The 16,523-nt window shown below is 55.7% G+C and carries 15 protein-coding genes and 2 pseudogenes; 8 read left to right on the top strand and 9 right to left on the bottom strand.

The features are described from left to right. Positions 1-145 precede the first annotated feature (145 nt). The 6 genes and pseudogenes from ACWVX6_RS01820 to ACWVX6_RS01795 all read left to right on the top strand — a co-directional run bounded on the left by ACWVX6_RS01820 (position 146) and on the right by ACWVX6_RS01795 (position 6,212). Positions 146-3,736 carry an S-layer homology domain-containing protein gene (locus ACWVX6_RS01820; protein ID WP_455152182.1) on the top strand — a complete coding sequence of 1,197 codons (3,591 nt, stop codon included), beginning with the start codon at positions 146-148 and terminating at the stop codon, positions 3,734-3,736. Between the two features lie 239 nt (positions 3,737-3,975). After that, a pseudogene (locus ACWVX6_RS01815) lies at positions 3,976-4,468 on the top strand (IS3 family transposase); the annotation flags it as partial. Positions 4,469-4,695: 227 nt separating this feature from the next. Continuing rightward, positions 4,696-5,625 (top strand): 1-phosphofructokinase, encoded by a 930-nt coding sequence (pfkB, locus tag ACWVX6_RS01810; RefSeq protein WP_455152181.1) that lies wholly within the window; start codon positions 4,696-4,698, stop codon positions 5,623-5,625. Between the two features lie 73 nt (positions 5,626-5,698). Beyond that, positions 5,699-5,860, top strand: a complete 162-nt coding sequence (locus tag ACWVX6_RS01805) for an MDR/zinc-dependent alcohol dehydrogenase-like family protein (protein WP_199679717.1) — start codon at positions 5,699-5,701, stop codon at positions 5,858-5,860. Beyond that, positions 5,845-6,003, top strand: a complete 159-nt coding sequence (locus ACWVX6_RS01800) for an alcohol dehydrogenase catalytic domain-containing protein (RefSeq protein ID WP_455152180.1) — start codon at positions 5,845-5,847, stop codon at positions 6,001-6,003. Before ACWVX6_RS01805 ends, ACWVX6_RS01800 begins: the two co-directional genes overlap by 16 nt. Positions 6,004-6,065: 62 nt before the next feature. Then, positions 6,066-6,212 carry a hypothetical protein gene (locus tag ACWVX6_RS01795; RefSeq protein ID WP_455152179.1) on the top strand — a complete coding sequence of 49 codons (147 nt, stop codon included), beginning with the start codon at positions 6,066-6,068 and terminating at the stop codon, positions 6,210-6,212. Positions 6,213-6,702: 490 nt separating this feature from the next. Here ACWVX6_RS01795 and rmuC read toward each other — a convergent pair whose 3' ends face one another. Together rmuC and ACWVX6_RS01785 are read right to left on the bottom strand one after the other, a co-directional pair. After that, positions 6,703-8,166: a DNA recombination protein RmuC gene (gene rmuC, locus ACWVX6_RS01790; protein ID WP_455152178.1), complete on the bottom strand. Its 1,464-nt coding sequence runs from the start codon at positions 8,164-8,166 to the stop codon at positions 6,703-6,705. Positions 8,167-8,177: 11 nt separating this feature from the next. Continuing rightward, positions 8,178-8,843: a GTP pyrophosphokinase gene (locus ACWVX6_RS01785; RefSeq protein WP_202183341.1), complete on the bottom strand. Its 666-nt coding sequence runs from the start codon at positions 8,841-8,843 to the stop codon at positions 8,178-8,180. A 198-nt stretch (positions 8,844-9,041) separates the two neighbouring features. Here ACWVX6_RS01785 and ACWVX6_RS01780 point away from each other — a divergent pair, with 198 nt between their 5' ends. Together ACWVX6_RS01780 and ACWVX6_RS01775 are read left to right on the top strand one after the other, a co-directional pair. Beyond that, entirely contained in the window at positions 9,042-9,755 is a 714-nt protein-coding gene (locus tag ACWVX6_RS01780) for a peptidoglycan DD-metalloendopeptidase family protein (RefSeq protein WP_455152177.1), read from the top strand. Between the two features lie 17 nt (positions 9,756-9,772). Further along, positions 9,773-10,111, top strand: a pseudogene (locus ACWVX6_RS01775) (MobA/MobL family protein); the annotation flags it as partial. A gap of 274 nt (positions 10,112-10,385) precedes the next feature. Here the strand turns inward: ACWVX6_RS01775 and ACWVX6_RS01770 are convergent. From ACWVX6_RS01770 to purM, 7 genes are all read right to left on the bottom strand, one after another. Further along, positions 10,386-10,910: a type III secretion system chaperone family protein gene (locus ACWVX6_RS01770; RefSeq protein WP_110435875.1), complete on the bottom strand. Its 525-nt coding sequence runs from the start codon at positions 10,908-10,910 to the stop codon at positions 10,386-10,388. Positions 10,911-10,986: 76 nt separating this feature from the next. Then, positions 10,987-12,237, bottom strand: a complete 1,251-nt coding sequence (gene purD / locus ACWVX6_RS01765) for a phosphoribosylamine--glycine ligase (protein ID WP_455152176.1) — start codon at positions 12,235-12,237, stop codon at positions 10,987-10,989. Further along, the gene (locus tag ACWVX6_RS01760; RefSeq protein ID WP_110435877.1) at positions 12,238-12,771 is read right to left on the bottom strand and encodes a hypothetical protein; all 534 of its coding nucleotides are present in this window, start codon (positions 12,769-12,771) and stop codon (positions 12,238-12,240) included. Then, on the bottom strand, positions 12,771-13,946 hold the full coding sequence (locus ACWVX6_RS01755) for a phosphoribosylaminoimidazolecarboxamide formyltransferase (RefSeq protein ID WP_118564689.1): 1,176 nt from the start codon (positions 13,944-13,946) through the stop codon (positions 12,771-12,773). Before ACWVX6_RS01755 ends, ACWVX6_RS01760 begins: the two co-directional genes overlap by 1 nt. Positions 13,947-13,976: 30 nt before the next feature. Further along, positions 13,977-14,690: an IMP cyclohydrolase gene (locus ACWVX6_RS01750; RefSeq protein WP_110435879.1), complete on the bottom strand. Its 714-nt coding sequence runs from the start codon at positions 14,688-14,690 to the stop codon at positions 13,977-13,979. A 17-nt stretch (positions 14,691-14,707) separates the two neighbouring features. Further along, on the bottom strand, positions 14,708-15,331 hold the full coding sequence (gene purN / locus ACWVX6_RS01745) for a phosphoribosylglycinamide formyltransferase (protein ID WP_118286178.1): 624 nt from the start codon (positions 15,329-15,331) through the stop codon (positions 14,708-14,710). Between the two features lie 146 nt (positions 15,332-15,477). Next, positions 15,478-16,518, bottom strand: a complete 1,041-nt coding sequence (purM, locus tag ACWVX6_RS01740) for a phosphoribosylformylglycinamidine cyclo-ligase (protein ID WP_110435881.1) — start codon at positions 16,516-16,518, stop codon at positions 15,478-15,480. Between the last annotated feature and the right edge of the window lie 5 nt (positions 16,519-16,523).

The following is a 16,523-nucleotide window of genomic DNA, read 5'->3' as shown; positions in this document are numbered from 1 at the left end:
GCAAAACTGGGCCTCGTCAGTACGCAAAATTTACTCGCAAATCACTCTTGTTCAATTATGCGGTATTGCCTTAACTTAAAAGGTTTAACATAGACGCGGCGGTATGGCAGCAGCCGTACCGTGAAGAGAAAGGAGAAAGAAGAAAATGGCTAAAAAATCTTCGCGTATGCGGCGGCTGCTCAGCGGTGTGCTGTCGGCCGTGATGCTGGCAACACTGGTGCCGAGCACTGCTTTCGCAATCGGAAGGACGGATACCGGCTCCTTCCTGACGGGTCCGTACCTGATGACCCCGAAAACAAACGGCATGGTTGTCGTTTGGGAACTGGATAAACCGATGAAGTCCACCATTACCTACGGTACGAGCGATGCGGACAAGAAAACGCTCGAGGTTCCGGTAGAGGAGGGCGAAAAGTTTAAGGGTGAGAGCATGCACATGTATCGTGCCCGCCTGACCGATCTGACTCCGGGTACGACCTATACCTACAAGGTTGAGACCGAGGACGGACAGACTGTGGAAGGTCACTTCCGCACGCTGCCCGAAAATTCGGATGAGATCCGCTTTGTGGTTGTCAGCGACAGCCATCGCTTTGAAACGGCAACCAAGGTTTCCGACGTGATCGCACAGTTTGATCCGGACTTTATCCTGCATACCGGCGATATGGTAGAGGGCACCGGCTCTCAGAAGGATCAGTTCCCGTATTGGTTCCAGAATGTCGGCTCGTTCCTGCACAATGTGCCGGTTATCTACAACAGCGGCAACCACGATTACGGTGCCTACTTTGATGAGTATGTCACCAAGGTGCAGAAGGAGCAGTATAAGTCCAACGAGACCGGACGCAACGTAGCGTTTGACTGCGGTCCGGTGCATTTCGATATGCTGGACAGCAACCCGTGGTCGCTGTTCGAGCTGAACTCCACTGCGGGCGGCGGCGAGGCGGATGCAGCAACCAAGGCTGTTGTAAACGAGTCGCTCGACTGGCTCAAGGCTGATCTTGCAACCGACAATGCCAAGAAGGCTGACTTCCGCGTTGTTACCATGCACCATCCGTTCGAGGATGACCTGACCCGCAAGTACGTTCCCTCCATCGTGGAGAACGGCAACGTGAATATCATGTTCAGCGGCCATACCCATCTGTATTCCCGCTATGCTTCTGCTGACCCGAAGCGCGGCGCGGATACCCTGTATGTAACCCAGGGCGATGCCCGCATCGGTGACGGCAAGATCGACACCGGCAAGCCGGATCAGCGCCTAAACGACAACTATCCCAACCTGCTTGCAACCGGCAAGGGCGATATGCTCGAAGTAACCGTCAAGGACGGTCTGCTGACCTATAAGAACCTGGGTCTGAGCAGCGACGGCGAGAAGGTATTTGAGACGGTTACGCTGTCCAAGGACGGCGCCAAGCTGGCGTACAGCGATATTTCCATCACCCCGGACACCGTTCAGTCCAACGGCACTGTCACGGTATCCGCAAAGGTGACCAATGTCGGCAAGGGTCTGGCGACCGCCTCCATGTGTGTCAAGGACAACGGCACCGACCGTTGGCTGTATGAGTTCGGCAAGAGCGGCAAGGAGCGTGTTGTCGGTCTGAATCCCGGAGAGTCCGCAACGCTGAGCGCACCGCTGACGCTTTCTGCACTCGGCACGCATACCCTCAAGCTGGACAGCTACACCAAGACCGTCAATGTTACCTTCCGCAAGGCAACCTACACCTACAGCAACCTGCGCCTGCAGCTCGGCGGCGGCACGGTAAGCGAGCCGACCAGCGATGTCATCTACACCAAGGCGGATGTGCAGAACATCGGCAATGAGGACGGCACCGCAGAGGCAGTGCTGTACATCAACGGCGCAGCCGTTACCTCGCAGAAGACTGCGCTCAAGGCAGGTGAGACCCGCACGGTTGAGTTTGCCTACAAGGCACCGGCAGGCGGCAGCTATGCCGTCAAGGTCGGCAACTCGGCAGAGAAGACCGTTGCCGTGCTCGGCTCCATGCAGGGCACCCCGATCGTAAAGGATAAGTCCGGCAAGGGCAACGACGGCATCATCCGCGGCAATCCGACGCTCGTTAAGTACAACGGCGGCTGGGGTCTGTCTCTGGACGGCGTGGACGATTATGTAGAAATTCCGGATAACAAGAACTATGTGGTAGACAACGGCGTTACCGGCATGGTTTGGGCAAACATCGATCGTCTGGCAACGGGCGATGAGTGGGACCACAACCCGCTGCTGATGAAGGGCGCTTCCATCAGCTACGGCACCAACTACCTGTTCCGCATGGCAGTCCGCAAGACCGGCATGGTTACCTATGGCATTGGCTTTAACAACGATAACGGCGAGTACTTCTGGAACGACGACGAGAATATGGGCGGCGGCGTTACCCTCGGCAAGTGGGTACAGTACACCGGCGGCTTTGATCGTGCAACCGGCGGCGACAGCTACGAGGATACCAAGGCAAGCGGTCACACCGATGCACCGAATTTTGATTCTGAGATCCGCAACTGGGAAGGCAAGTCCATGTACTCCGGCTTTGCATTCCACCGTCATCTGCTGACAGACCGCGGCCGCGGCAAGACGCACACCATGCTGACAGGTGACATCGGTCAGCTCCGCTTCTATACCACCAAGCTGACCGCAGAGGAGAACAAGCAGATTTACGCGAATCCGACTGCAAAGGGTCCGGAAAGCGACAAGCTGGTCGTATGGCTGGATTACGCACCGGAGAATATCGTCACCAAGGGCACGCACACCACCGAGTGGCGCGCAATGACCGGCAGTGCAGCACAGTTTACCTATAACGCAGAGATTACCGGCGCGGCTTCTGCAACCGCAACCGTTGAGACCTCGGACGACGGCAAGACCGTAAAGGCTTCCCAGTCTGCAGAGCTGAAGAACGGCAAGAACACGGTTGATATTTCCGCACTGGGCAGTGCAAAGTATGTTCGCGTTACTACCGTACTGAACTCCTCTGTTGCAGAGAAGTCCACCGATGTTCCGGTTATCAACTCGTATTCCATCAAGGCTGGCAATGCCAATACCTGGGCAACGCTGGCAGACTGGAACGAGGGCACCTTCACCGATGCAGTAGGCTACGAATCCGATGATGTATTCAACGATTACTCTGTGGATTACGACGACTACGGCACCGTGGGCAAGAATGTCAAGGTTGTTGAGGGTACGGTAAGCACCTTCACCGACATCGCGGGCCACTGGGCAAAGGATGCCATCGAATATGTGACCGATAAGGCGCTGTTCAACGGCACGACCGCAACCACCTTCTCCCCGAACGAGGGCATGACCCGCGGCATGTTTGTCACCGTGCTTGGCCGTATGGCAGGCGCAGATATCTCCGCGTACAACACCCAGAGCCAGTTTGCCGACGTAGACAGCAAAATGTACTACAACGCATACGTCAACTGGGCAGCAGCCAATAAGATCGTTTCCGGCGTGGACGCTTCGCATTTCAATCCGAATGCGCTCATCACCCGTGAGCAGGCTGCGGTTATCATGGACAATTACCTGACCGCCACCGGCACCAAGGTAGAGGAAACCGGCAGTGCAGCTGCATTTGCCGACAGCGCAAGCATCCGCGCTTATGCGAAGGACGCTGTAACCAGAATGCAGAAGGCTGGTCTGCTGAGCGGCAAATCGGGCAACCGTTTTGACCCGCAGGGGACGGCCACCCGTGCACAGGTAGCTGTTATCATGCAGAAGCTGTGTGAAAAGACCGGTAAATAAGCCGATAAAATGAGAAAGGGTCTCCCGCCATTTGGCGGGAGACCCTTTGCGTTCAGAACAGGAAAAGTCAGGAGAGGTTATTGAACAGCACCCCATTTGTTAGACAGTGTGATATACTATCTAACAGATGGGGTGATTTTAATGCCAAAAGGAGTACCGAACAAACGATACACACCAGAATTCAAGAAACTGGTGGTCGAAACGATGCTCGAGGTACGGCTATCGCCGTATCACAGCGGAAGCCAAATCTGAAATGGGTAACGGATGTGACGGAGTTCAGCCTGTTTGGGGAAAAGCTGTATTTGTCGCCTATTCTTGACTTGCACAACAGTGATTTGGTCAGTTATACGATTTCGGATCGACCTGTGTTAAGCATGGTGACAACGATGTTGGACAAGGCATTTGCAAAAATTCCGGACAACACAAATCTAATCCTGCACTCAGATCAGGGTTGGCAGTACCAGCACAAGCAATACCAGTGGATACTTCGTGAAAAAGGGTATCCGTCAAAGCATGAGCCGGAAGGGCAACTGTTTAGACAACGTTGTGATTGAGAATTTTTTCGGACTGCTCAAGAGTGAACTGCTGTATCTGCAAAAAATTCAGTCCATGGAGCACTTCAAGCGGGAACTCATTGACTATCCGGACTACTACAACAACCGCAGAATCAAGGCAAAATTAACGGGCTTGTCGCCTGCGGTTCACAGCCAACAAGCCCTTTCGGCAGTTTGAACAATTTTTACTTCAAAAGATTGTCTAACTTTTTGGGGCACTTCATCTGCATTGCCGCTCCTTTTGCACGCAGAACAGAATTTACAGGGAGAATGTGCTCTTGTGATTCCTTACAAAAACGAAAGGGATTATTTGTTGAAATAACAGATTGACGCTTATATGGACTGTTGCTATTTTGATTATAGCTTTTGTTTCAATAGTTTCAAATATCTGGAGGGAGTCATTCCATGATTTATACGGTAACATTCAACCCTGCATTGGATAAAACGGTAGAAATTCCGGGTATTGCGCTTGACACGGTCAACCGCATCACGGAAATGCGCACGGATCCCGGCGGCAAGGGCATTAACGTGAGCAAAGTGATTGCCAAGCTGGGCGGCGAGAGCCGCGCCGTCGGCATTCTGGGCGGTGAGAGCGGCAGAATGCTTGAAAAGCTGCTCGAAAACGAGAATTTCACCACGCAGTTCCGGTTCGTTGAGGGGCAGACCCGCACGAATATCAAAATTATCGACCGGGTCGGCCACACGAATACCGACATCAACGAGCCGGGTCTGACCGTTACGAACGCAGATTTAGATGCGCTGCTGAACGACCTTCTGGCTGAGGTGCACGCAGGCGACATTGTGGTGCTGGCGGGCAGCTTGCCGAAGGGCGCACCGCAGGAAACCTATCGCGTGTGGACGAGCGCATGCAAAAACGCAGGTGCGCGGGTGTTCCTCGATGCGGACGGCGCTTTACTGGCGGAAGGCTTAAAGGCCGCGCCGTACCTCATCAAGCCGAATGATGATGAACTGTCGCGTCTGGCGGGCAGAAAACTGGAAACCATCGAAGAACTGACCGCAGAAGGTCAAAAGCTGCTGGAGAGCGGCATCGAACGGGTGGTTATCTCGCTGGGCGGCCGCGGTGCACTGTATCTGCGCAAGGGCAGCACGATTTACGCTGAGGGACTCACGGTTCCGGTCGGCAGTACGGTCGGTGCGGGTGACAGCGTGGTGGCCGCGCTGGCGTATGCCGAGTCGCAGGATATGAGCGAGGAGAACGCGGTCCGTCTCTCGACTGCAACCGGAGCCGCGAATGTCATGTGCAGCGGCACACAGGCCGCCGAGCGCTCGGTTATCGAGGCGCTGCTTCCGAAAGTACGCTTTTCCAAGCTGTGATTGTTGAAATCTATCGTGTTTTAAGATATGGTGAAGGAGAGTTTTATTATGAAAACAAGAGCTGTACGTCTGCATGCTGCGAATGATCCTGCGTCTGGATACCTTTGAACTGCCGGAAATCCGCGATGATGAGATTCTGGTCAAGGTCGTATCCGACAGCATCTGTATGTCCGCCTACAAGTGTGCCATCCTCGGCACCGAGCACAAGCGCACAAGCGCGTGCATCCCGATGTAGCTGAGCATCCGGCCGTCATGGGGCACGAGTTCGCGGGCGATATCGTCAAGGTTGGCGCGAAGCATCAGGATAAATTCAAGCCGGGCATGAAGTTCACGCTGCAGCCTGCGCTTACTACGAGGTGTCTCTTGCGGAGACGATGAGTTGCTCAGTCGGTGCGTTTAACGCCGCTTATCACACTAAAATAGGTGTTTATCACCACGAAATGGGTATTAAAAAGGGCGGCACCGGCTTCGACGATGTATTCTGCTATGCGCCGGTCACAGCCGTGGTAGAGCTGTGCAGCGCCGTGCTCGGCCGCGACTACGCTCAATCTGCCAAAGATTCCGGGCGGCAAAAAAAGGTGCTGTAACAGTGAGAAAACCCTGTCTGTTGTTGGAACAGACAGGGTTTCTTTTGGGGTTAAAGTCAGATATTCGGCTCATACGCCGATACGGCGGCAGTATCTGTATATTGCCCCTCGCAAATCGGAACAAAAACTTTTAACAGAATCAGAAAATAAGAAAAACCGGTTATTTCAAACGAAATAACCGGGCAGCCTATCGAAAAAGTCCAGCAAAAGCTGGGCTTTTTCTCGTATATGAGGTAAATGAAATGGGTGATGCAAAATGATAGAGCGAGGGAAATTAGATTGCGGCGTAGTAGAGATTGTGGACACACAAAATTTGGGATGGAGTCGTTGCGAAATCTACCCCTGGACGCAGAAAAACGGCGTGACCATTGTGGTCACACCGTTCTCTGCCCCTCGCAAAGCTAAATAGTACCTTATCACTATTAAGCCTTGCTCTGCGGTGTTTTCTTTTGCCGAGAAAGCGGTTGAGAATCTCTTTCCGCTCAGCGCTTCACTCTTCTTCCGAATCGGTGCCGATATCCAGAACCTTCTGCGTTTCGCTCTCGCTGAGTTCGGTAACGCCCTTCAGCTTGCGGCGGATAGCGCGCGTGCGCGTACCGACCAGCTTATCCAGCTCGCGGCTCGCCTGATCGAGTCGGTTCTGCGTCTGCGTCAGGCAGGCTTCAAACTTGTCAAACTCGGTCTTGACCGCACCCAGAACGCTCCAGACCTCACCCGAGCGCTTTTGAATTGCAATCGTGCGGAACGACATCTGCAGGCTGTTCAGCAGCGCTGCCATCGTGCTCGGACCGGCCAGATTGACATGGTAGTCCCGCTGCAGAATCTCCACCATGCCGCGGCTGACAGCTTCGGCATACAGTCCCTCGAAGGGCAGGAACATGATGCCGAACTCGGTCGTATGCGGCGGCGCAAGGTACTTATCGTGAATGTCCTTCGCCTCGGATTTGAGGGTGGCGATCAGCTGCTTGACGCATGCGTCAATCTGCTCGCGCGAGCCTTCCTCATATGCGTCACGGAGCGCCCCGTAGGTGTCTCCCGGGAACTTGGAGTCAATCGGCAGCCAGACAAAGCTGCCGTCCTCAACGGGCAGCTTGACCGCATACTCGACCACATTGCGGCTGTTCGGCACGGTCGCCACGTTGGTCTCGTACTGCTCGGGCGCGAGAATGTCCTCGAGGATCGCGCCCAGCTGAATCTCACCCACAATGCCGCGGGTCTTGACATTGGTGAGCACCTTCTTCAAATCACCGACACCCTGTGCCAGCGTCTGCATCTCACCGAGGCCCTTGTAAACCTGCTCCAAACGCTCGTTGACCAGCTTGAATGACTCATTCATGCGCTCAGACAGCGTTTTCTGCAGCTTTTCGTCTACAATTTGACGCATATCGTCCAGCTTTTTGTTGTTGTCCTCCTGCATGGCACGCAGGTTTTTATCCACTGTAACGCGGATGTTCTCCAAATCCTGCTTAGTCTCACCCGTGAAGATGTGCAGATTTTTATCTACCGTTTCGCGGATAGTTTCCAAATCCTGTTTAGTTTCGCCGGTGAACGTGTGCAGATTTTTGTCCATCGTACTGCGGATAGTTTCCAGATTCTGTTTTGTCTCACCCGTGAAGGTATGCAGGTTTTTATCCACGGTTTCGCGGATATTGGTCAGATTCTGCGTTGTTTCCGCCGTAAAACCCTGCAGACGCGTCTCAAACCGGCCGAGCTGATCGGTCAGACCGCTCATTTTGTCTCCAAGGCTCTTGTCCATCGCGGAAAGCTGATTGCTCTGCGCTTCCCGGCCTTCGCGCAGGTTTTGCGTCACGAGCGTGCCGAGCGCAGTAATGGATGCGGTTGGGTCAATCTGCTGCGGAAGGTCCGGCTTTTCCGGCTTGCGGGTCAGCAGAACGATGACCAGTCCCAGCAGGATTACCACCAGAACCAGGGTTATAATGGGTATGTATTGCATAGTTTCTCCTTTTACAGCACTTTCAGTTCTTTTGCGATGCGCTGCATCTCCTGATCGGTCTCCGCAATAACATCCGCACACTTCTTCAAATCATCGGACACATGCTCCGGAATCTCCACATCGGATTTATAGCGCAGCTGGTGCTCCAGGCTGGCCCAGAAATCCATCGCCATCGTGCGAATCTGCAGCTCGATGCGTACCGGCTGCGTGCGTTCCGCGAGGAAAATCGGCACCTCGAGGATCAGATGCAGGCTGCGGTAGCCGTTCGGCTTGGGATTGGCAATGTAGTCCTTCTTCTCGATCAGCGTCAAGTCGTCCTGCCGCATGAGCATGTCCGCTACCGTGTAAATATCCTCGATAAACGGACAGATCACGCGGATACCGCCAATATCGTTCAGATTGTCTATCATGGACTGCAGCGAGATCGGAAATCCGCGCCGCTTGAGCTTGCCGATAATGCTGCGCGGGCTTTTGATGCGGCTCTTGATGGCATCGATCGGGCTTGGCTTGCCCGAAATACGCGACTCATCGCTCAGAATATCCAGCTTGGTCTTGATCTCGCGGATGCCGGATTCGTACAGCATCATCATCTGCTGCATTTGCATCGCGGATTCGATCAGCATTTCCTCGTCGTGCTGCGACAGCCGGTCAATCGCGAAAAAGTCAGCCAGTTCCATAGTCTTTACCCTCCTTGCGTTTCTCTTTTCTTTATTTAGTATACCACATTCGGCGATTGGGTACAATCCGCAGACGTCCCCCCCTTTGTGGGCTATCCGGCATCTGCCGATGAAATGTCCGCTGTGCGGCAAATTTTCGGCGGCGCGTATATTTTCCGCAGCAGCCGACCATACTGTCAGCAACGGAGGTAAAGGGACATGAAACAATATCAATCCAAACACACCGCGGCGCTCTCTACCCGCGGATTCTACACCATTCTTTCGCTGTGTGCGCTCATCATCGCCGCATCCGCATGGGTGATCTGGGGCAATGCACACCGGCAGAACGCGGTCGAGCCGGACACCGGCATGCCTATCATCGCACCGGCCGACTCGACCGCCGAAGCACCGACCGAACCGGCCACCGTTCCGCAGCAGGAGCAGGAACCCGAGTCAGTGATCGAGGAACAGCCGGTCACGGCGGCAGAGCCGGAACCGGCTGTGACGGTCAGCGCACCCGTGTATGTGCGACCGGTGTCCGGAGCCGTGCTGACGCCGTTTTCGGGTGACACGCTGCTGTTCCAGCCAACCATGGGTGACTGGCGTGTTCATGCCGGCACAGACTTCTCTGCCGAAGCCGGCGAAACCGTGCTCGCACTGACCGACGGCACTGTACAGCAGATTGCCGAAGACGGTCTGTACGGCACCTGCGTGACACTGACGCACAATAACGGCCTGACCTCGTCGTACTGTGGCATGGACGATGTACGCGTGCAGGAAGGGCAGGTTGTCTCCGCCGGTGAGGCGCTCGGCGTGTGCGCGGACAGCATTCCCGCAGAATCCGCACTCGGCACCCATGTGCATGTGCAGGTGACGCAGAATGACGCGCCGATTGATGTACTCACGCTGCTCGATGAGGATGAGCCGGAGTAAATTGACACAGACTGTGCGTGATCTGCTCTGAAATCCTGCTGCCATCGCATGCGCCATCGGAGTATGCAGACCGTGAAACCATCTGGAACGTGGTGGAGAAAGCCGAACGCGGAAAGAAAGCACAGCTTGCGTACAGCTTTGACATTGCCTTGCAGAACGAGTTTTCCATGCAGGAGAACATCGCTCTGGCAAGGCAATTTTTGTTGGAGAACTTTGTGAGCCGGGGTATGGTAGTGGACTTTGCCGTTCATTCTCTCGACAAGGAGGACGTCGGCATTTCCAATCCGCACTTTCATGTCATGTGCCCCATTCACCCTTTGGACGAACACGGCAGATGGGGCAACGAGCAGCGGCAAGGACAAGTGGATTCTGGATGAGGATGCTGCCCGGATTGTCAAGCGCGTCTTTGACCTCTGCATTGACGGCAAAGGCCCAGAGCAGATTTCGCGGATTCTTGAAAGGGACCATGTGGAAATCCCCGCACTGACAGAACTCATGATTGCAGAATCTACCCCTGGACGCAAAAAAACGGCGTGACCTTAACGGTCACACCGTTCTCTGCCCTAACCGCAGGACTTATAGTTCCTTAAAACGGTTAAGCCTTACTCTGCGGTGTTTTCTTGTTTGCAATTAGCCGAGCTTCGGGAACAAGTCCTGCTCGATAACAGCGTCGAGCGTCATGCCTGCATAGGCAATCTGCGCCAGACCGTCGATGAAGCGGGAGACTGCTGCGATCAGCACGGAAATGTTATCCGCCACAAACGGAATGATTTTCTCGAGTTCGAGAGAGCCGTCCACCAGTGTGTTGTGCTTGAGGTAAATCTGACCGGCCTCCTCAAAGAAGCCGAACGAGCCGAGCGCACAGAAGTTGTTGCAGTAATCGCACGCATGACGAAGCTGCACCTTGTTGTTTTCCGGGGCACCCTGAAACAGCGTAACGAAGAACTGCAGCAGACCCATGTCCTCTGCGGGCAGCTGCATCGGGATGAAGCAGGCTTCAATCACAACGTCCTTGGCAACCTTGCCCTGACGCATTGCCTCGCAGCGCAGAATGGTCGGTGCGCCGTCCTTCTGCATGATTTCCGCACGGAAGCCGTTCTGGTTGAGAACATCGTTCATGCAGCCTAAAATCTGATTTTGCTGTTCGATTTTCATTCTTTTTTCCTTTCTTCCATTCACGCAGAATGTAGGGCGGGCTGAGGTCAGCCCGCCCTACAATAAACGTAAAATATTACTTTACGCCGATATCGGTGCGATAATGCGCCTTATCGAAGTGAATCTTCTTGACATCGGCATACGCCTTGAGGATCGCTTCATCGAGCGTGGGGGCAACTGCCGTTACGCCGAGCACGCGGCCGCCGTTCGTGACCAGCTTGCCATCCTTGACAGCGGTGCCTGCGTGGAATACGAACGAATCCGTCACATCGTCCAGACCGGTGATCTCCTTGCCCTTTTCGTAGGACTTCGGATAGCCGCCGGAGGCCATGCAGACACAGCACGCGGCGTTGTCCGCCCACTTGATGTCGATATCCTCGAGCTTTTCGTCGATAACGGCATTGAAGATGTCGAACAGGTCGGTGTCCAGTCGGGACAGGACAGCCTGCGTCTCCGGATCGCCGAAACGAGCGTTGTACTCGATAACACGCGGGCCCTTCGGGGTCAGCATCAGACCGAAGTACAGCACGCCCTTGAACGGACGGCCTTCCTTCTCCATGGCTGCAACAGTCGGCTTGAAGATGGTCTCCATGCACTCGGCAGCAATGTCGTCGGTATAGAAGCGGGATGGCGAGAATGCGCCCATACCGCCGGTGTTCGGGCCTTCGTCATGATCGTAGGCACGCTTGTGATCCTGTGCGGACGGCATGGTCTTAAGGTGCTTGCCGTCTACGAAGGCGAGCACGGAAACCTCAGGGCCGGTGAGGAACTCTTCGATAACAACACGCGCACCAGCGCCGCCGAATGCGCCGCCGTCGATGGCATCCTTGACCGCCTCGATGGCCTCTTCCTCGGTCATGGCAACGGTAACACCCTTGCCGAGCGCAAGGCCGTCCGCCTTGACAACGATCGGCGCGCCGTTCTTCTTGATGTACTCGATCGCGTCTGCGGAGTTCTCAAAAACAGCGTAGCCAGCGGTCGGAATGCTGTATTTCTGCATCAGATCCTTGGCAAAGGACTTGCTGCCCTCGATAATAGCGGCGTTCTTGCGCGGACCGAAGGCACGGATGCCTGCGGCCTCGAGCGCGTCTACCATGCCGAGTGCAAGCGGGTCGTCCGGTGCTACCATAACGAGATCCGGCTTGTGCTCCTTGGCGAAAGCCACCATGCCGTCGATGTCGGTCGCCTTGATGGCAACGCACTCCGCCTCAGCGGCAATGCCGCCGTTGCCCGGCGCACACCAGATGTGGTCCACCTTGGGGCTCTTCTTCAATGTATGGACGATGGCGTGCTCACGGCCGCCGCCGCCGATAACCAAAACTTTCATTTATTGTTCCTCCGTTTGTAAATACACACGCTGTGCGCGGAACATTTCTACAATAAGTGCAACATAGCCGATCGGCAGGAGCGTGTTTGCCGCCTTTGCCGCCAGCGGCGCCAGATAGTCATTCAGCCAGCCGGGCGCGATGAGCAGCGTAAGGATGCAGCCTGTGCTCCAGACCACCAGCAAAACCCATTCGGGCAGGGTGCTGCGGTCGATCTTGTGCATCTGGTCTTTGACACCCATCAGCAGCATGCAGCCGGTGAGCAGCAGCGGCACGAGCGCCGCATACTGCAGCACAATCCGCAGCAGGCCGGGCGGGATGACTGCCGGACCGAGGATGAGCTTGAACGCCATCGTCACGTCCGCGGCAATGCTTGCGCGCATGTACCAGCGGGACGCATTCTGCACGGACAGCGCACCGGCAGACACCAGCGCGAACGCCAGCATCTGCAGTGCCCAGTTGTTCTGCGCGGCCAGACCGAGCAGCAGTCCGCCGGATACGGCTAAGTAGGCATAATAGCCTTTCAGCAGTTTCATTAGTGATGGAACAGACGCATGCCGGTGAACGCCATCGTGATGCCGTACTTGTTCGCGGTCTCGATAACATTGTCATCGCGGATGGAGCCGCCCGGCTGTACGATGTACTCCACGCCGGACTTGCGTGCGCGTTCTACATTGTCGCCGAACGGGAAGAATGCGTCCGAACCAACGGTTACGCCGGTATTCTTTGCAATCCACGCCTTCTTTTCCTCAGCGGTGAGCACTTCCGGCTTTACCTTGAAGGTCTTCTGCCATACGCCTTCAGCCAGTACGTCCTCATATTCGTCCGAGGTGTAAACGTCGATCGCGTTGTCGCGGTCCGGGCGGCGGATGCCGTCAACAAACTGCAGACCGAGAACCTTCGGATGCTGACGAACGAACCAGTTGTCGGCCTTGTTGCCGGCGAGTCGCGTGCAGTGGATGCGGCTCTGCTGACCTGCGCCGACACCGATGGTCATGCCGTCCTTGACGTAGCAGACCGAGTTGGACTGCGTGTACTTGAGCGTGATGAGCGCAAGGATCATGTCGTGCTTTGCGCTCTCCGGCAGATTCTTGTTCTCGGTAACAATGTTGGTGAGCAGGCTCTCGTTGATCTCGTAGTTGTTGTAACCCTGCTCGAAGCGGATGCCGAAAATGTCGCGCTGCTCGATCGGCTTCGGCTCATAGTTCGGGTCGATCTTGACAACGTTGTAGCCGCCCTTGCGCTTGGTCTTGAGGATCTCGAGGGCCTCAGCGGTGAAGTCCGGCGCGATGATGCCGTCGGAAACCTCGTGTGCGAGGTAGGAAGCGGTGTCTGCGTCGCAGGTGTCGGACAGAGCCGCCCAGTCGCCGTAGGAGCACAGACGGTCAGCGCCGCGTGCGCGGATGTACGCACATGCGATGGGAGACAGCTCCTTGTCGGTGTCAACAAAGTACATTTGCTTCTCAATATCGGTCAGCGGCTTGCCGAGAGCGGCACCGGCCGGAGAAACGTGCTTGAAGGACGCAGCTGCGGGCAGGCCGGTCGCCTTTTTCAGCGCACGGACGAGCTGCCAGGAGTTGAATGCGTCACAGAAGTTGATATAGCCCGGCTTGCCGTTGAGTACCTCGATCGGAAGCTCGCCCTCGGTCATAAAAATGCGGGCCGGCTTCTGGTTGGGGTTGCAGCCGTACTTTAAGGATAATTCTTTCATAAATAGTCCTTTCTGCTCATCAGGTCGCAGTTATTCTGCGTTCTTGTTGCGGATTTCCTGCTCAACTTCGCCGGTCTCCAGATCGACGTAGCGCACGAACAGAGAAACCTTGTTCTGCTCGTTCAGGCTGTTCCAGAGCAGGTTGGTGAACTCGCGGATGGGCAGCTCGATGCGGATGCACTTCGGCTCGCCGCGGAACGGCGGCAGCGGATCGCCGTCGCACTGATAGGTATGGATGAAGTGGCCCAGACCGGCAACCGGCTTATCGTACTCATAGAAGAAACGCTTGTTGGCGGTGCGGTCCGAGGTGAAGTTCTTGAGGATGGACAGGCTGTAGGAGCCGTCCGGATTGACAACGCCCGAAATACGGGAGGTGTAGTTGGGCGCATCCGGCTCAAACTCGCGGGTACGGAGCGCTTCAAAGTAGCTCTTGCCCTGCTTGAGATAGTCCACGATGGTATCGGTCTGGTCGCCATTGGTAACGACCAGGGTGCCGTTGTACAGGCGCACCGGATGATAGATGATCAGCGAGGGATCGACCATCTTGGACGGGTCGAACGCCTCGGTGCGGATGCCGTCCTCGGTTTCGGTGAACACGCGGTTGCGGCTGTTCTCCGAGCGGCCCATGATGAAGTAGGCGATAACATTCTTTTTATTATCCGGGGTGCGGCCGAGAATGATGCCGCGGCCGGGATATGCGTTGCTCATCAGCTCCTGGCTGATGTCAAAAACATTCTTGCTCATAATGCTGTCACTCCTGTTCAGTTTTTATGGACGATAGCGCCGTCCACGCGCAGTCTGCCTGCGCAGAAGTCGGATACTGCCTGCGGCAGAAGAATCCACTCTGCGTTCTGCATGACGCGCTTCTGCAAGGTCTCCGGTGTGTCGCCATCTTCCACTTCAACGGCCTTCTGCGCGATGATCGCGCCGCCGTCTACCACTTCGGATACAAAATGTACGGTCGCACCGGTAACCTTTACCCCTTTTGCCAGCGCGGCTTCATGCACGCGCAGACCGTAGAAGCCCTCTCCGCAGAAGGAGGGGATGAGCGAGGGATGTACGTTGATAATGCGGTTTTCAAAATGGCGGCAGAAGCTGTCCGGCAGGACGGTCATAAAGCCTGCGAGCACGATCAGACCGATGTCTGCGTTCTCCAGCAGAGCGGTAAGCGCCTTGCCGTACTCTTCTGCGTCGGAAAAGTCCCTGCGGCGCAGCACCTCGGAGGGAATAGCCGCTTTTGCGGCACGCTCGAGTGCATACGCCTTCGGGTTGGACGAAATAACGAGCGAAATCTGTCCGTTTTCGATCTTGCCCGCCTGCTGTGCGTCAATGAGCGCCTGCAGGTTCGTGCCGCCGCCCGAAACCAAAACTGCAATTTTTGTCATTTATTTTTCTCCGAAAATCGAAGTATGCTGAAAACAGCATCTTCTTCTCCGTAGGGCGGGGTGCCCTCACCCCGCCGTTGTAAATTATCTGCTTATCGTTAGAAGCAGCGGGGTGAGGGCACCCCGCCCTACGAAACGGGATAGAATTATACCAGCTCTACGCCCTTTTCAGCGCCGTTTACGCACTCGCCGATAACATAAGCCTGCTCGCCTGCAGCGGAAATTGCTGCAACCGCGCGGGAAGCGTCCTCAGCGGCAACGGCCAGAACCAGACCGGCGCCCATGTTGAAGGTGTTGTACATGTCGCGCTCCGGAATCTTGCCGGTCTTTGCGATCAGGTCGAATACCGGCGGAACCGGCATAGCAGCCTTCTCGATCTTGGCAACGATGCCTGCCGGCAGCATGCGCGGTACGTTTTCATAGAAGCCGCCGCCGGTGATGTGGCTGATGCCCTTAACCTCAACCTTGCCCATCAGGGACTGGATCGCCTTAACGTAGATCTTGGTCGGGGTCAGCAGCTCTTCGCCGAGGGTCTTGCCGAATTCGTCGATGTAGCGGCGAACCGACTTCTCGTTGATGCCGAGCGTCTTGCGAACCAGAGAATAGCCGTTGGAGTGTACGCCGGAGGAGGCAACACCGATCAGCGCGTCGCCGGCCTTGATGCCGGTGCCGTCGATCATCTTTTCCTTATCGACCATGCCGACAGAGAAGCCGGCCATATCGTACTCGTTTTCCGGATAGAAGCCCGGCATTTCAGCGGTCTCGCCGCCGATCAGCGCGCAGCCTGCCTGACGGCAGCCCTCTGCGATACCGGAAACCATCTGTGCGATCTTCTCCGGGTGGTTCTTGCCGACTGCAACATAGTCGAGGAAGAACAGCGGCTGTGCACCGCAGCAGGCGATATCGTTTACGCACATGGCAACGCAGTCGATGCCAACGGTGTCGTGCTTGTCCATCAGGAACGCCAGCTTGAGCTTGGTGCCGACGCCATCCGTACCGGAAACGAGGATCGGATCCTTCATGCCATTGAAATCCGGACGGAACAGGCCGCCGAAGCCGCCGAGCGTACCCATAACGCCCTTGGTAAAGGTGCTTTCTACCATCGGCTTCATCAGCTTGACCGCTTCGTAGCCTGCGGTAACGTCAACGCCGGCAGCCTTGTAGCTTTCAGAACGGCTTACACTCATTCTTA

The organism is Butyricicoccus sp., assembly GCF_977037065.1.
This window is presented reverse-complemented; position numbering and strand designations above follow the sequence as displayed.

What these genes read in the sequence shown, in the direction of transcription:
- ACWVX6_RS01820 (WP_455152182.1), top strand. Translation starts at nt 146, where the DNA reads ATGGCTAAAAAATCTTCGCGTATGCGGCGGCTGCTCAGCGGTGTGCTG.
- pfkB (WP_455152181.1), top strand. Translation starts at nt 4,696, where the DNA reads ATGATTTATACGGTAACATTCAACCCTGCATTGGATAAAACGGTAGAA.
- ACWVX6_RS01805 (WP_199679717.1), top strand. Translation starts at nt 5,699, where the DNA reads ATGCTGCGAATGATCCTGCGTCTGGATACCTTTGAACTGCCGGAAATC.
- ACWVX6_RS01795 (WP_455152179.1), top strand. Translation starts at nt 6,066, where the DNA reads ATGGGTATTAAAAAGGGCGGCACCGGCTTCGACGATGTATTCTGCTAT.
- rmuC (WP_455152178.1), bottom strand. Translation starts at nt 8,166, where the DNA reads ATGCAATACATACCCATTATAACCCTGGTTCTGGTGGTAATCCTGCTG.
- ACWVX6_RS01785 (WP_202183341.1), bottom strand. Translation starts at nt 8,843, where the DNA reads ATGGAACTGGCTGACTTTTTCGCGATTGACCGGCTGTCGCAGCACGAC.
- ACWVX6_RS01780 (WP_455152177.1), top strand. Translation starts at nt 9,042, where the DNA reads ATGAAACAATATCAATCCAAACACACCGCGGCGCTCTCTACCCGCGGA.
- ACWVX6_RS01770 (WP_110435875.1), bottom strand. Translation starts at nt 10,910, where the DNA reads ATGAAAATCGAACAGCAAAATCAGATTTTAGGCTGCATGAACGATGTT.
- purD (WP_455152176.1), bottom strand. Translation starts at nt 12,237, where the DNA reads ATGAAAGTTTTGGTTATCGGCGGCGGCGGCCGTGAGCACGCCATCGTC.
- ACWVX6_RS01760 (WP_110435877.1), bottom strand. Translation starts at nt 12,771, where the DNA reads ATGAAACTGCTGAAAGGCTATTATGCCTACTTAGCCGTATCCGGCGGA.
- ACWVX6_RS01755 (WP_118564689.1), bottom strand. Translation starts at nt 13,946, where the DNA reads ATGAAAGAATTATCCTTAAAGTACGGCTGCAACCCCAACCAGAAGCCG.
- ACWVX6_RS01750 (WP_110435879.1), bottom strand. Translation starts at nt 14,690, where the DNA reads ATGAGCAAGAATGTTTTTGACATCAGCCAGGAGCTGATGAGCAACGCA.
- purN (WP_118286178.1), bottom strand. Translation starts at nt 15,331, where the DNA reads ATGACAAAAATTGCAGTTTTGGTTTCGGGCGGCGGCACGAACCTGCAG.
- purM (WP_110435881.1), bottom strand. Translation starts at nt 16,518, where the DNA reads ATGAGTGTAAGCCGTTCTGAAAGCTACAAGGCTGCCGGCGTTGACGTT.